Origin of the sequence: Amycolatopsis mongoliensis, from assembly GCF_030285665.1 — a bacterium.
Taxonomy (GTDB): Bacteria; Actinomycetota; Actinomycetes; order Mycobacteriales; family Pseudonocardiaceae; genus Amycolatopsis; species Amycolatopsis mongoliensis.
Genome location: NZ_CP127295.1, coordinates 1,655,988 through 1,669,003 on the forward strand (window position 1 = coordinate 1,655,988; position 13,016 = coordinate 1,669,003).

The following is a 13,016-nucleotide window of genomic DNA, read 5'->3' on the forward strand; positions in this document are numbered from 1 at the left end:
ACCTACAGCTCTCCCCGTCGCGGTACGGTTCCGCAGGATAGCCGTACGGGGACCGTCTGGTGTGGGGTTTCTACCAACTCCGGCTAGGGTCGGACTCCCCGGGACCCGGCTTCCGGGTACGCAGCAAGCACCGAGGGGAAGAGAAAGCGCGGATGTCCGTCACCACTCCTCCACGTCCGCCTGGCCCGCCCGGGCCCCCGCCTCCCGGCCGCCCGCCGGGCCCGCCGCCGCGGCCGGGGAGACCCGGTGGACCGGGTGGGCCGGGAGCCGTGCCGGGCGGACCCGGTGGCGTTCCCGGCGGACCCGGTGGTGGCCCTGGCGGACCCGGTGGACCCAGTGGTCCCGGCATGCCCCCGCGCGGTCCCGGTGGCCCCGGCCCCGGTCCCGGTGGACCCGGTGGACGCCCCGGCGGCCCTGGAGGCCCAGGCGGTGGCGGACCGGGTGGACCCGGTGGGCCTGGTGGCCCCGGTGGCGGCGGTCCCGGTGGACCCGGCGGCCCCGGTGGCGGCGGTCCCGGTGGACCCGGCGGCCCCGGTGGCGGTGGCCCCGGCGGTCCCCAGGGACCCGACGACAGCGGCCCCTCCACTCCCCCGCCCGGCGCGGTGCGGATGGCGCCCCCCGCGCGGCGCCGGTCCTCGGGTGTGAACCTCGGCCCGCTCCCCGTGGCGAACCTCGTCGTGCTCGAGGTCGGTCTCGCGATCGGGCTCGTGCTGCTCGCCATCGACATGTCGATGAAGTACATCGCGATCGGCGTCGTCGGCTTCGCCCTCATCGTCGCGCTGCTGCGCTGGCGCGGTCGCTGGTTCACCCAGTGGATCGGGCTGACGCTGCGCTACTCCTTCCGTTCGCACGACCGCGTCGCGGAGCCGCTGCCGCCGAGCACGGTCGAGGAGCTGGCCGCCGAAGAGACCACCGTGACCGGCCCGGACGACGCCCGGGTGAACCTGCTCCGCATCGCCGTGCCGGACCTCGTGGTCGCGCACGGCGTCGACCACGAACGCCAGCAGGTCGGGCTCGCCTGGAACGACGGCACCTGGACGGCGGTGCTGCTCGTCGAACCGACACCGGCGCTGATCACCCAGGCCGGTGGCGCGCCGAGCCTGCCGCTGTCGGCGCTCGCCCCGTGCCTCGAAGACCGCGGTGTGGTCCTCGACTCCATCCAGATGATCTGGCACTGCTACCCGGGCAGCGCGGCGCTGCCGTCGGACTCGCCGGCGCTGAGCTCCTACATGGAGGTGCTCGGCCCGCTGCCCGCGGCGGCGCGGCGGACGACGTGGGTGGCGATCCGGCTGGACCCGAAGCGGTGCCCGGCGGCGATCCGGGAGCGCGGCGGCGGCGTCGTCGGCGCCCACCGCGCGCTGATCGGAGCGCTTTCGCGGGTGCGCAACGCGCTGGAATCGCAGGGCGTGCCGACGCGGCCGCTCGACCCGGACGAGCTGCTGCGCGCCAGCATTTCGGCCGCGGAGCTCACGTCCGTCGCCGGCTCGCCGAGCAAGGTGACGCTGCAGGAGCGGTGGTCCGGCGTGACCGCGGCCGGCATCGGCCACGCGAGCTACGCGATCACCGGCTGGCCGAAGGGCAAGATCGCCGGCAGCCTGAACGCGCTGACGAGCGTCCGCGCGCTGTCGGCGACGCTCGCGATGTCGATTTCCCCCGCGTCCGACGAGGGCAAGATCGGCCTGCGCGGCGTGGTCCGGCTGAGCGCGCGCAACCCGCGTGAGCTCGACGCCGCCGACCAGCGGCTGCAGGGCCTGTCCGAGCGGCTGGACGTGCACCTGACGCCGCTGCGCGGGCTGCAGGTCTCCGCGTTCGCCGCGACGCTGCCGATCGGAGGCACAGCATGAGTTCCCGCGTCCGTGATGCCGGGCAGAACACCGGGGTGGCGCCGGAGTTCACCGTGGACCCCGCGATGCTCGACGCGGTCAGCCCCTCCGGCGACCGGGGCGGCATCGTGCTCGGTTCGGGCCTCAAGGGTGAGCCGCTGACGATCTCGGCGCTGCGTTCGACGCCGACGCGCATCGTGCTGGTGGGCGGGCTGTACCTCGCCCGCCAGGTGGCGATGCGCGCGATGGCGGTCGGTGCGTGGGTCGTGGTCGCGACCGGGCGCCCGACCGAGTGGCAGGTGCTGTCCCGGGCGGCCGGCAGCCGCGACGGCCGCCCGTCGCCGCTGGTGCAGATCAGGCGGTTGTCGCCGGTCGAGCTGCCGCGGCCGTCCGAAGACGCGCCGCTGCTGGTCGTGACCGACGGCGGCCCGACCCCGCAGGACCTGTTCCCGCCGCGGTCGCCCTGGCAGACGACGGTGTACGTGCTGCCCTACCTGCACCCCCAGGCGGGCGTGACGGCGAACGCGGCGGACCTGGTGCTGATGCAGCGCCTCCCGGCCGGGCAGGCCGAGCTGGCGGGCCGCATCTGGAACCTGCCGCCGCAGATGATGCGCCAGCTCACGATGTTGAAGGACGACCAGGTGGTGGCCCTGGGCCGCAACCTGTGGCGGCCGCTGCGGCTGGTGACGACGGGCAAGGAGCAGCAGCTCCTGGGCCCGGTGCGCCGCGGCGACTGAGTCGCTTCCGGACGAGCGAAAGCGGGTGGTTCCCTTCTGGAGCCACCCGCTTTTCTACGCGTCCGGCTGGGACGCGCTGCAGATCCAGTTGCCGGAGGCGTTCTTCAGCAACCGCGGCGGCGTGTTCACGAAGTAGGCGTTGACCTGGCGATGTGGGCCATCGTGCCAGAGCGTTTGCTCATCCCAGGGGCCGTAACAGTCGGTGTAGTGGCTGCCGTTGTCCCAGTCCACGTGGATCAGCGCGAACGTATTGGCGCAGTGCCGATAGTGCGCGTCCATGCCCTGCGAGCTGTACCCGCACGGGAAATCGACCGGGGCCGCCGAAACGGTCGCGGGGGCGGCCAGCGCGACCCCCAAGGTGACAGCGACCCCCAGGACGGCCCGGCGCAGATTCGTCGACATGATCCCCTCCCGTGATCGATGAGCAAGATCATTCAAGGGTTTCCTACGCACGCTGCCGGCGCACCCGGTTTCACTCGATCCGCTGACGGACGTTCCTCGTCTGCTCCGCCCGGGCCGCCAGCTCGGCGTCCGGCGGGTAGTCCACCGCGGTCAGGGTGAGGCCGTGCGCGGGGGCCACCGCGCTGTCACGAACGCCACTGGCCAGCACTTCCGCCGGCCAGGCACGCCCGCGCCGGCCGTCGCCCACCAGGAGCATGGCCCCGACCAGGCTGCGGACCATCGAATGGCAGAACGCGTCGGCCGACACCGCCACCTCCAGCAGGTGCTCGTCCACCCGCCGCCACTCCAGGCGCTGCAGCTCGCGGATCGTCGTGCCCGTGTCGCGCTGCTTGCAGTACGCCGCGAAGTCGTGCAGCCCCAGCAGGGACGACGCCGCCTCGTTCATCGCATCCGTCGACAGTGGACGGTTCCAGGCCAGCGTGTCGTGGCGGCGCAACGGGTCCACGCCCCACGGGGCATCGGACACCCGGTAGCGGTAGTGGCGGCGCACCGCCGAGAACCGCGCGTCGAACCCCTCAGGGGCGAGCCGGGCGCCCAGCACCCGGACGTCGCCGGGCAGGAGGCGGTTCCACCGGCCCGCCATGCGGGTCAGGTCGGGAATGCCCTCCGGAGAGACCGGGATCCGCCCGGAAGGAGCTGACAGCGGCACGACGTCGACGTGCACCACCTGGCCCGTCGCGTGCACCCCGGCGTCCGTGCGGCCCGCGACCACCACGGACTTGGGCACCGACGCCCCCGGCGGCTGCCGGTGCAACGCCTCTTCCAGGACACCCTGCACCGTGCGGCGCGACGGCTGACGGGCCCAGCCCGAGAAGTCCGTGCCGTCGTAGGAGACGTCCAGGCGCAGACGAACGAGCCCGCCCTCCCCAGCGGGGGTGGCGGGCTCGTCCGGTACGGCTTCCGTCGTCAGGACTCGTCGTCCTGCTGCGACGGCGGCAGCGAGAAGCCAGCGGCTTCGGCAGCCTCGGCGGAGGCGAACCACACCTCGGCCTTGGTCTGCTCGTAGTACGGGCTTTCCTCGGTGTGGTAGTACTTCGACTCGTCGTTGCCCTTGATCGGGAAGCCCTCGGGCTGCGTCCCGTCCTCGAGCGCGGCGTGGCTGCCCTCGCCGTAGGGAGCCTCCGAAGCGGCTTCCTCGGTGGCGGGCGCCTCGACGGCGGCGGCCTTCTTCTCGTCCTTGGCGAACTTGGTCTTGCGCGCGCGCTCGGCCTCGCTCGTCACGGTCTTCTCGGGCACCAGTTCGATGACCGCCATCTTGGCGTTGTCGCCCTTGCGCGGCATCGTCTTGGTGATGCGGGTGTAGCCACCGTCGCGCTCCGCGAAGTGCGGACCGATCTCGGCGAACAGCTTGTGGACGACGTCCTTGTCACGGACGACGCGCTGCACCTGACGGCGGTTGTGCAGGTCGCCCCGCTTCGCCTTGGTGATCAGCTTCTCGGCCAGCGGGCGGACCCGCTTCGCCTTCGCCTCGGTCGTCGTGATCTTGCCGTGCTCGAACAGCTGCGTGGCCAAGTTGGCCAGGATCAGCCGCTCGTGCGCGGACGACCCGCCGAGCCGGGCTCCCTTGGTAGGGGTGGGCATTGGTTCTCCTAGTTCAGCTCACAGCGTCCAGGCACACGGCCTCAGAGCTGCTCGGTCTCTGCGTAGTCCTGGCCATCGTCGTGGCCGTCCGAAATCCCGTCGGCGATGCCACCGACACCCTCCGACCAGCCTTCACCGTCGTAGCTGGCGGCAGCCGCGGTCGGGTCGAACCCGGGCGGGCTGTCCTTCAGCGCGAGGCCGAGGCCGACGAGCTTGAGCTTGACCTCGTCGATCGACTTGGCGCCGAAGTTGCGGATGTCGAGCAGATCCGCCTCGCTGCGCGAGACCAGCTCGCCCACCGTGTGGATGCCCTCGCGCTTGAGGCAGTTGTACGACCGGACGGTGAGGTCCAGGTCCTCGATCGGCATCGCGTAGGCGGCGATGGTGTCCGCCTCCTGCGGCGACGGGCCGATCTCGATGCCCTCGGCGTCGACGTTCAGCTCGCGGGCGAGACCGAACAGCTCCACCAGCGTCTTGCCGGCCGACGCGACCGCGTCGCGCGGCGTGATCGACGGCTTGGTCTCGACGTCCAGGATCAGCTTGTCGAAGTCGGTGCGCTGCTCGACACGGGTGGCCTCGACCTTGTACGTCACCTTGAGCACCGGCGAGTAGATCGAGTCGACCGGGATCCGGCCGATCTCCGCGCCCGCCTGCTTGTTCTGCAGGGCCGGAACGTAACCGCGGCCGCGCTCGACGACGAGCTCGATCTCGAGCTTGCCCTTGCCGTTCAGCGACGCGATGTGCAGGTCCGGGTTGTGCACGGTGACACCCGCCGGCGGCACGATGTCGGCCGCCGTGACCTCACCGGGGCCCTGCTTGCGCAGGTACATGGTGACCGGCTCGTCCTCTTCCGAGGACACCACGAGCTCCTTGAGGTTCAGGATGATGTCGGTGACGTCTTCCTTCACCCCGGGAACGGTGGTGAACTCGTGCAGCACGCCGTCGATGCGGATGCTCGTCACGGCCGCGCCCGGGATGGACGACAGCAGCGTACGACGCAGCGAGTTGCCGAGCGTGTAGCCGAAGCCGGGCTCCAGCGGTTCGATGGTGAACCGGGAGCGGGTCTCGTTGACCGTCTCTTCGCCGAGAGCCGGCCGCTGGGAAATCAGCATTTCTTCCTAATTCCTTTCCAGACGACGCCCGCCATATGACGTCGAAGGGATGGCGCGGCGGCGGCGCACCTGTCGCGCCGCCGCCTTGTCCGACGGTGCCGGACTACTTCGAGTAGAGCTCGACGATCAGCTGTTCCTGAACCGGAACGTCGATCTGCGCACGCTCCGGCAGCTGGTGGACCAGCACGCGGAGGTTGGACTGGACGACCTGCAGCCACGCCGGGATCGGGCGGTCGCCGTAGGACTCCTTGGCCACGACGAAGGGCAGCATCGAGAACGACTTCGGCCGCACGTCGATGATGTCCCACTTCGAGACCTGGAACGACGGGACGTTGACCTTGACGCCGTTGACCAGGAAGTGGCCGTGGCTCACCAGCTGACGCGCCTGACGGCGGGTGCGGGCGATGCCGGCGCGGTAGATCACGTTGTCCAGGCGGGACTCGAGGATCTGGAGCAGGTTCTCACCGGTCTTGCCCGGACGCCGGACGGCTTCCTTGTAGTACCGGACGAACTGACGCTCGAGAACGCCGTAGGTGTAGCGAGCCTTCTGCTTCTCCTGCGACTGCAGGAGGTACTCGGACTCCTTGATGCGCCCGCGGCCGTGCTGGCCCGGCGGGTAGGGGCGACGCTCGAAAGCCTGGTCGCCGCCGATGAGGTCAACCTTGAGGCGACGCGAAATACGCGTCGCGGGGCCGGTGTAACGAGCCATTTCTTCTTACTCCTCCCCGTTCCTCAGACCCGGCGCCGCTTGGGCGGGCGGCAGCCGTTGTGAGGCTGCGGGGTCACGTCCTGGATGGTGCCGACCTCGAGGCCGGCCGCCTGCAGCGAGCGGATCGCCGTCTCGCGGCCCGAACCCGGGCCCTTCACGAAGACGTCGACCTTCTTCATGCCGTGCTCGGCGGCCTTGCGGGCAGCGTTCTCGGCGGCCATCTGCGCGGCGAACGGGGTGGACTTGCGCGAGCCCTTGAAGCCCACGTGACCACTCGACGCCCACGCGATCACGGCACCGGTCGGGTCCGTGATCGAGACGATGGTGTTGTTGAAGGTGCTCTTGATGTGCGCGTGACCGTGCGCGACATTCTTCTTTTCCTTGCGGCGGACCTTCTTGGCCCCCGCCGCAGTACGAGACTTCGGTGGCATGTTCTGAGGGTTCTCCTGTTAGCGCGCGTTCTCTTGGTGAGCGGCGACCGCTTCGGCCTGTCCGCGCCGGATGATCGAACCGGCGTCGGTGTACAGGTTGCGGAGCGCCATCGGGCGGGCGTAGAGCGCCTTGGGCGAAACGCAAGCCGTGCCGCGGCGCTGGACGCCGCCCATCTGCACGACCTTCTTGCCCTGGACGCTCACTTCTTGCCAGCCTTCTTCTTGCCGGCGACCGTCTTCTTCGGACCCTTGCGGGTACGGGCGTTGGTCTTCGTGCGCTGACCGCGGACGGGAAGTCCGCGACGCCACCGAAGGCCCTCGTAGCACCCGATCTCGATCTTCCGACGGATGTCGGCGTTCACCTCGCGGCGAAGGTCACCCTCGACCTTGAAGTTCTCTTCGATGTAGACACGCAGTTTCGCGAGGTCGTCATCGCTGAGGTCTTTGACGCGGGTGTCCGCGTTGAGCTCGGCAGCCTTGATGAGCTGCTTCGAGCGGGTACGGCCGATGCCGTAGATGTACGTAAGCGCGATCTCCAACCGCTTTTCGCGGGGGAGGTCTACGCCAGCGAGTCGTGCCATTGGCGTTGATGCTCCTTCATAGGTTTCCTCTTCAGGTCTGCTCCCCGTCCGGTTCCGGGACCGACTCGCCTGTCGTGCCCTCGGCTTGCGCTTCGGGTGTCCCGGCCCCGGCCTGAAGTCCGGGGGTGAACCGGGCCACTCGCGTGGCCCGGCAGGTGCGGGGAGGGTGTGTAGCCGTCAATCCACTCTGGTTCGAGTGCGAGTGATCAGCCCTGCCGCTGCTTGTGCCGCAGGTTCTCGCAGATCACCATGATCCGGCCGTGACGGCGGATCACCTTGCACTTGTCGCAGATCTTCTTGACGCTCGGCTGGACCTTCACGTCTTCTGCTCTCCTGCTTCTGAGCTGCTCTTCGTGATCACTTGTAGCGGTAGACGATGCGACCACGAGAGAGGTCGTAGGGCGAGAGCTCCACGACAACCCTGTCCTCCGGCAGGATGCGGATGTAGTGCTGCCGCATCTTGCCGCTGATGTGTGCCAGGACCTTGTGGCCGTTCTCCAACTCGACGCGGAACATCGCGTTGGGGAGCGGCTCGACTACGCGGCCTTCGACCTCGATGGCCCCGTCTTTCTTCGCCATGTCCTCCGCATTTCCTGTCGCATACAGCCTTGTCGGCACTGTCTGTCGCCACACCTGTGATCAACTGCGAGCACTAGTGCTGGTTGGGTGGTGCGTCGGCACACTCGTGCCCGAGTCCCAAGACCGTGAATTCACGAGCGCGCAGGATCCGGGCGCGATAAGTGCGCCGACTTGACAGTGTACGCAACCCGTGTCGCGACCCCCAAACTGGGGGTAACCATGCTAGGAGAACGCGCAGGTGCACGTGACCTCGATCACCACGGACGGGTGAATGCGCAGGTCAGGCGTCCTCGGGAGCGGTGAGCACCCAGGGGCCTTCTTCGGTGATCGCCACCGTGTGCTCCCAGTGGGCCGCGCGGGAGCCGTCGGCCGTGACCACGGTCCAGCCGTCGTCCAGCTCGCGGGTCTCGCCCCCGCCGCCGGTCAGCATCGGCTCGATCGCCAGGGCCATGCCGGCCTTCAGCCGCGGGCCCTTGCCCGGCTTGCCGATGTTCGGCAGGAACGGGTCCATGTGCATCTGGCGCCCGATGCCGTGGCCGCCGTACTCGACGATCATGCCGTACTCGACGCCGTCGTCGCGGCCCGCGCGTTCGGCGGCCGACTGGACGGCGTAGGAGATGTCGGTCAACCGGCCGCCGGCGCGGACCGCCTCGATGCCGGCCCACATCGCCGCTTCGGTCGCCGCGGACAGTGCCAGGTCGGCGTCGGAGACGGCGCCGATCGCCAGTGTGACGGCGGAGTCGCCGTGCCAGCCGTCGAGGATCGCGCCGCAGTCGACGGAGATGATGTCGCCGTCGGCCAGCACCTGGGTCTTCGCCGGGATGCCGTGGACGATCTGCTCGTTCACCGACGCGCAGATCGACGCCGGGAAGCCGTGGTAGCCCTTGAAGGACGGCACCGCGCCGGCGTCCCGGATCGTCTGCTCGGCCAGCTCGTCGAGCTCGGCCGTGCTGACGCCCGGTTTCGCGGCGGTGCGGACCGCCGCGAGCGTGCGGGCGACGACGAGCCCCGCAGCCCGCATCGCCTGCAGCTCGTCCGGGGTCTTGACCTCGATCATGCGCCCACGGCCGAGCACTTGCAGAACACGCAATCCTCCGAGGTTCACGTGCGGTCGCGCAGCGCTTTCAGCACCCGGCCGGAGATCTCCTCGACGCTGCCGACGCCGTCGACGGTCACCAGGATGTCGGCGTAGTACTCCAGCAGCGGCGCGGTGTCCGACACGTAGATCTGCTGACGGCGGCGGATGACCTCTTCGGTGTCGTCCGCGCGGCCGCGGGACATGAGGCGCCCGACGACGACGTCCTCCGGCACCTGCAGCTGGATCACGGCGTCGAGCGAGACGTCGGCGTCGCCGAGGATCTCGCCGAGGACCTCGGCCTGCTTGGTGTTGCGGGGAAAGCCGTCGAGCAGGAAGCCCACCTTCGCGTCCGGCTCCGCCAGCCGCTCGCGGACCATTTCGTTCGTCACCGAGTCGGGCACGAGCTCGCCCGAGTCCAGGTAGCGCTTGGCCTCCTGGCCCAGCGGAGTCTCCTGGCCGACGTGCGCGCGGAACAGCTCACCCGTGGAGATGTGCGGGATGCGCAGCTGCTCCGACAGGGCCACCGCCTGCGTACCTTTGCCCGCGCCGGGCGGACCCACGAGAACCAGCCGCGTCACTTCAAGAACCCTTCGTAGTTGCGCTGCATCAGCTGGCTTTCGATCTGCTTCACGGTGTCGAGCCCGACACCGACCATGATCAGCACAGCCGTGCCACCGAACGGGAAGTTCTGGTTGTTCCCGCTACCGGTCACCGACAGGAAGAAGTTCGGAAGGATCGCGATGATGCCCAGGTACAGCGAACCCGGAAGGGTGATCCGGCCGAGCACGAAGCTCAGGTACTCCGCGGTCGGGCGCCCCGGGCGGATGCCCGGGATGAACCCGCCGAACTTCTTCATCTCTTCCGCACGCTCGTCCACGTTGAACGTGATCGTGATGTAGAAGTAGGTGAAGAAGATGATCAGGCCGAAGTACAGCGCGATGTGCACCCAGCTGGACTGGTTCACGATGTAGTTCTTGATGAAGACCTGCCAGCCGGAGTTGCTGTTCTGGTCGCCGACGAGGCGGCTGATCAGATCCGGCAGGTACAGCAGGGAAGACGCGAAGATGACCGGGATGACGCCGGCCTGGTTCACCTTGATCGGCAGGTAGGTCGACGTGCCGCCGTACATCCGGCGGCCGATCATGCGCTTGGCGTACTGCACCGGGATCCGGCGCTGCCCCTGCTCGACGAAGATGACGCTGGCGATGATCACCAGGCCGAAGATGCAGATCATCGTCAGCGCGATGCCACCACCGTTGCTGAGGATGTTGCCGCCCTCGACCGGGATGCGCGCGGCGATGTTCAGGAAGATCAGGACGGACATTCCGTTGCCGACGCCGCGCTCGGTGATCAGCTCACCCAGCCACATCATGACGGCGGTGCCCGCGGTCATGGTGATGACGATGATGGCCAGCGAGTAGACGCTGTTGTCCGGGATGATCGGCGAGTCGCAGTCGGGGAAGAGCTGCTTGCGGTCCGCGAGCGCGACCACGCCGGTGGCCTGCAGGATCGCCAGCGCGACCGTCAGGTACCGGGTGTACTGGGTCAGCTTGCCCTGGCCGGACTGGCCTTCCTTCTTCAGCTCCTCGAACCGCGGGATGACCACGGTCAGCAGCTGGATGATGATGCTCGCCGTGATGTACGGCATGATGCCGGTCGAGAAGAGCGACAGCTGCAGCAGCGCACCACCGCTGAACAGGTTCAGCAGCTGGTAGACGCCTTCCTGCTGCGCCTGGGAGCTACAGGCCTGGACCGCCCCGTAGGAGATCCCGGGTGCCGGAATGGTCGCACCGATTCGGTAGACCGCGACGATGGCTAGCGTGAACAGGATCTTCTTGCGTAGATCCGGCGTCGCGAGAGCCGAGCGGAAGGCGCTGAACACGCGGGGGACCTCCTCGGCGTCGTCGGCCGTCCTCAACCGACGATCGGCTTGGCCGGCACGGTGGCCGGCGGGAACACACAGCACTACTGGCACGCAAGCCAGGAACGCTTCGGGGCACACTCGTCCCGAAGCGTGTCGCCGACTCTAACAGCTTCACAGGGCGTGTCCGCAGTCCGTGTGCGTTTTCCGTACCAAGGTTGCTCCGGCGGGTTGATCCACATCGCCGGGATGCCCGTATTCCTTGACAGATTGTCGATCAAGAGGTCGAAGTCGCGAGCACCCCGGCCAGGCCGACGAGGACGACGCCGGTGCCGCGGTCGACGTTGCGCCGGGCCCGCCGCGTCAGCTCGAACGACTTCACCGCGGCCCCGACGCCGACGTACACCGAGCCGGCCAGGAACTCGGCCAGCAGGTAGACGGCGCCCAGCAGCGCGATCTGGGCCGGAAAGGGCCCGTGACCTGCGTCGATGAACTGCGGGACGAACGCGGTGAAGATGAGGATCGCCTTCGGGTTGGTGATCGCGACGCCGAACTCCTTGCGCGCGACGCGCCACGCCGTCGCCGGTTCGGCCTTCGCCGCGGGGGTGCCGGGTTCGTCGTCCTTGCGCCGGATGGTGGACCACAGGATCCGCACGCCGAGGTAGAGCAGGTAGGCGGCGCCGGCCCACTTGATGATCGTGAGGGCGGTCTCGGACGCGGCCAGCAGCTGCCCGAGCCCGGCCGCCACGGCGGTGATCAACAGGGTGAACGCGGTCAGCCTGCCGCCCAGCCCGGCGAGGCCGCGGCGAACACCGTGCGTCATCCCGTGGTGGAGCCCGAGCAGGTTGTTCGCCCCTGGCGTAAGCGCGATGAGCACGGACGCCCCGAAGAAGACCAGCAGCCACGACACGACGACCACCTCCACCCCCACCGTAGCGGCGCCGGCGAGCGGGTTATCCGGGTTCTTCCGGGGGCAGCACCGTGATGGCGACGCCGGTGGGCGGAGTGGGGGTGTCGGCGTAGGCGAGAGCCGGGTCGGCCCAGTCGCCGGTCCGCCGCCAGGCGGGCAGGTAGGCCAGCACGGCCGCGACGGCGGCCAGGACCGTACCCCCGATCAGCAGCCACATGCCGGCCGCGACGACGACTTCGACGTCCAACCCGTCCGCCAGGACGGACCACCCGAGTCCGCTCATGCCGACGGTGGTGACCACGCCCGCGGTGAAGAGCGCGCCGGCGGCGATCAGCCACCGGCCGAGGCCGCGATCCGGCCGCGAGAGGGCCGTGAAAGCGGCGGCGACCAGCACGATGACGGCGAGGATCACCGGGATCCCGACCGGTGAGGACGCCTGCTCGGAGGCTTCCTGCCCGGGGACCTCGATGCGGCTGCCCCAGGCGGTCTGGGTGAAGGTGAGCTGGGCTTCCAAGAACCGCTGCCGGACGTTGACGGCCTGCTGGACCCGGAAGAGCGGGAGGAAGCAGCCTCCGGCGGTCATGAGAGCGGCGACGGCGGTGACGACGGGCGGGAGGAACCGCAGGAACCCGGTGGGGGCCGGGGCGGACGCCTCGGTGGCCGGGATCGGTGCAGGCCCGGCCGGCGGCGGAGGGGTGACGGCGCCGGGCAGTTCGGCGACCGGGAACGGCAGCTGCTCGGCCGGGTGGGTGGCTTGCGTGGCCTGAGCCGGGAACGAGGCCGGTGTGGGAAATGCGAGCGGGTCGGCCGGGGCCGAGGCGGCCACCGGGAAATCCAGTGGGTCGGCGGCTGTCGGGAAAGCCAGCGGATCTGCACTCGGCGCCGGAGACGGGAAAGCCAGCGGCCCAGCAGGCGCCCCGGCGGCCGCCGCCGGGAAGACCAGCTGTTCCGCACTCGGCGAGGCCGATGTGGGGAAAGCGAGCGGGTCAGCGGCCGTCGCCCCGGCCTCCGCCGGGAAGCTGAGCGGCTCCCCCGCGCCCGGCTCCACGCCCGCCGGCTTCGGGGCCTCGACCGGGAAGCTCAGCGGCGACTCCGCGGCCTCGGACGGCGGGCCCGGCCGCTCGGGCGGCTCCTGCGACGGTCTGTCCACCC

Annotated in this window: 18 protein-coding genes; 3 read left to right on the top strand and 15 right to left on the bottom strand. The window is 69.7% G+C overall.

Features of this window, described 5'->3' with window-relative positions:
- Nucleotides 1-246: 246 nt before the first annotated feature.
- The 3 genes from QRX60_RS07755 to QRX60_RS07765 are packed head-to-tail and all read left to right on the top strand — an operon-like array spanning nt 247 to nt 2,560.
- Complete coding sequence (locus QRX60_RS07755; RefSeq protein ID WP_286000117.1) at nt 247-645, top strand: hypothetical protein; 399 nt, start codon at nt 247-249, stop codon at nt 643-645.
- Nucleotides 609-1,844, top strand: a complete 1,236-nt coding sequence (gene eccE / locus QRX60_RS07760; protein WP_286000118.1) for a type VII secretion protein EccE — start codon at nt 609-611, stop codon at nt 1,842-1,844. Before QRX60_RS07755 ends, eccE begins: the two co-directional genes overlap by 37 nt.
- Nucleotides 1,841-2,560: a hypothetical protein gene (locus QRX60_RS07765; protein ID WP_284745407.1), complete on the top strand. Its 720-nt coding sequence runs from the start codon at nt 1,841-1,843 to the stop codon at nt 2,558-2,560. Before eccE ends, QRX60_RS07765 begins: the two co-directional genes overlap by 4 nt.
- Nucleotides 2,561-2,614: 54 nt before the next feature.
- On the opposite strand, the gene QRX60_RS07770 is transcribed toward QRX60_RS07765, so the two are convergent.
- From QRX60_RS07770 to QRX60_RS07840, 15 genes are all read right to left on the bottom strand, one after another.
- Nucleotides 2,615-2,962, bottom strand: coding sequence for a DUF6355 family natural product biosynthesis protein (locus QRX60_RS07770; RefSeq protein WP_286000119.1), 348 nt, complete (start codon nt 2,960-2,962; stop codon nt 2,615-2,617).
- Between the two features lie 70 nt (nt 2,963-3,032).
- Nucleotides 3,033-3,863 (bottom strand): tRNA pseudouridine(38-40) synthase TruA, encoded by an 831-nt coding sequence (gene truA / locus QRX60_RS07775; protein WP_286003528.1) that lies wholly within the window; start codon nt 3,861-3,863, stop codon nt 3,033-3,035.
- Between the two features lie 65 nt (nt 3,864-3,928).
- Complete coding sequence (gene rplQ / locus QRX60_RS07780; RefSeq protein ID WP_286000120.1) at nt 3,929-4,603, bottom strand: 50S ribosomal protein L17, sunset domain variant; 675 nt, start codon at nt 4,601-4,603, stop codon at nt 3,929-3,931.
- 41 nt (nt 4,604-4,644) lie between these two features.
- Nucleotides 4,645-5,715, bottom strand: coding sequence for a DNA-directed RNA polymerase subunit alpha (locus QRX60_RS07785; RefSeq protein WP_004558887.1), 1,071 nt, complete (start codon nt 5,713-5,715; stop codon nt 4,645-4,647).
- Between the two features lie 103 nt (nt 5,716-5,818).
- Complete coding sequence (rpsD, locus tag QRX60_RS07790) at nt 5,819-6,424, bottom strand: 30S ribosomal protein S4 (protein ID WP_286000121.1); 606 nt, start codon at nt 6,422-6,424, stop codon at nt 5,819-5,821.
- A 23-nt stretch (nt 6,425-6,447) separates the two neighbouring features.
- Nucleotides 6,448-6,855: a 30S ribosomal protein S11 gene (gene rpsK / locus QRX60_RS07795; RefSeq protein WP_004558885.1), complete on the bottom strand. Its 408-nt coding sequence runs from the start codon at nt 6,853-6,855 to the stop codon at nt 6,448-6,450.
- A gap of 18 nt (nt 6,856-6,873) precedes the next feature.
- The gene (locus QRX60_RS07800; protein WP_086681363.1) at nt 6,874-7,059 is read right to left on the bottom strand and encodes a hypothetical protein; all 186 of its coding nucleotides are present in this window, start codon (nt 7,057-7,059) and stop codon (nt 6,874-6,876) included.
- Entirely contained in the window at nt 7,056-7,436 is a 381-nt protein-coding gene (rpsM, locus tag QRX60_RS07805) for a 30S ribosomal protein S13 (protein WP_034285908.1), read from the bottom strand. The genes QRX60_RS07800 and rpsM overlap by 4 nt, the downstream gene beginning before the upstream one ends.
- Nucleotides 7,437-7,642: 206 nt before the next feature.
- Nucleotides 7,643-7,756, bottom strand: a complete 114-nt coding sequence (rpmJ, locus tag QRX60_RS07810) for a 50S ribosomal protein L36 (protein WP_004558882.1) — start codon at nt 7,754-7,756, stop codon at nt 7,643-7,645.
- Nucleotides 7,757-7,793: 37 nt separating this feature from the next.
- Nucleotides 7,794-8,015, bottom strand: coding sequence for a translation initiation factor IF-1 (infA, locus tag QRX60_RS07815; RefSeq protein WP_004558881.1), 222 nt, complete (start codon nt 8,013-8,015; stop codon nt 7,794-7,796).
- A 280-nt stretch (nt 8,016-8,295) separates the two neighbouring features.
- The gene (map, locus tag QRX60_RS07820) at nt 8,296-9,072 is read right to left on the bottom strand and encodes a type I methionyl aminopeptidase (protein ID WP_286003529.1); all 777 of its coding nucleotides are present in this window, start codon (nt 9,070-9,072) and stop codon (nt 8,296-8,298) included.
- Nucleotides 9,073-9,116: 44 nt separating this feature from the next.
- The gene (locus QRX60_RS07825; RefSeq protein ID WP_286000122.1) at nt 9,117-9,671 is read right to left on the bottom strand and encodes an adenylate kinase; all 555 of its coding nucleotides are present in this window, start codon (nt 9,669-9,671) and stop codon (nt 9,117-9,119) included.
- Nucleotides 9,668-10,975 (bottom strand): preprotein translocase subunit SecY, encoded by a 1,308-nt coding sequence (gene secY, locus QRX60_RS07830; RefSeq protein WP_286000123.1) that lies wholly within the window; start codon nt 10,973-10,975, stop codon nt 9,668-9,670. The genes QRX60_RS07825 and secY overlap by 4 nt, the downstream gene beginning before the upstream one ends.
- Before the next feature lie 256 nt (nt 10,976-11,231).
- The gene (locus QRX60_RS07835; RefSeq protein ID WP_408630262.1) at nt 11,232-11,855 is read right to left on the bottom strand and encodes a LysE family translocator; all 624 of its coding nucleotides are present in this window, start codon (nt 11,853-11,855) and stop codon (nt 11,232-11,234) included.
- Between the two features lie 52 nt (nt 11,856-11,907).
- Nucleotides 11,908-13,014, bottom strand: a complete 1,107-nt coding sequence (locus QRX60_RS07840; RefSeq protein WP_286000125.1) for a hypothetical protein — start codon at nt 13,012-13,014, stop codon at nt 11,908-11,910.
- Nucleotides 13,015-13,016 lie beyond the last annotated feature (2 nt).

Excerpts from the sequence above, each read along its gene's own strand:
- QRX60_RS07770 (WP_286000119.1), bottom strand. The coding sequence starts at position 2,962 with ATGTCGACGAATCTGCGCCGGGCCGTCCTGGGGGTCGCTGTCACCTTG.
- rplQ (WP_286000120.1), bottom strand. The coding sequence starts at position 4,603 with ATGCCCACCCCTACCAAGGGAGCCCGGCTCGGCGGGTCGTCCGCGCAC.
- rpsM (WP_034285908.1), bottom strand. The coding sequence starts at position 7,436 with ATGGCACGACTCGCTGGCGTAGACCTCCCCCGCGAAAAGCGGTTGGAG.
- rpsK (WP_004558885.1), bottom strand. The coding sequence starts at position 6,855 with ATGCCACCGAAGTCTCGTACTGCGGCGGGGGCCAAGAAGGTCCGCCGC.
- QRX60_RS07785 (WP_004558887.1), bottom strand. The coding sequence starts at position 5,715 with ATGCTGATTTCCCAGCGGCCGGCTCTCGGCGAAGAGACGGTCAACGAG.
- QRX60_RS07765 (WP_284745407.1), top strand. The coding sequence starts at position 1,841 with ATGAGTTCCCGCGTCCGTGATGCCGGGCAGAACACCGGGGTGGCGCCG.
- eccE (WP_286000118.1), top strand. The coding sequence starts at position 609 with ATGGCGCCCCCCGCGCGGCGCCGGTCCTCGGGTGTGAACCTCGGCCCG.
- rpsD (WP_286000121.1), bottom strand. The coding sequence starts at position 6,424 with ATGGCTCGTTACACCGGCCCCGCGACGCGTATTTCGCGTCGCCTCAAG.
- map (WP_286003529.1), bottom strand. The coding sequence starts at position 9,072 with ATGATCGAGGTCAAGACCCCGGACGAGCTGCAGGCGATGCGGGCTGCG.
- infA (WP_004558881.1), bottom strand. The coding sequence starts at position 8,015 with ATGGCGAAGAAAGACGGGGCCATCGAGGTCGAAGGCCGCGTAGTCGAG.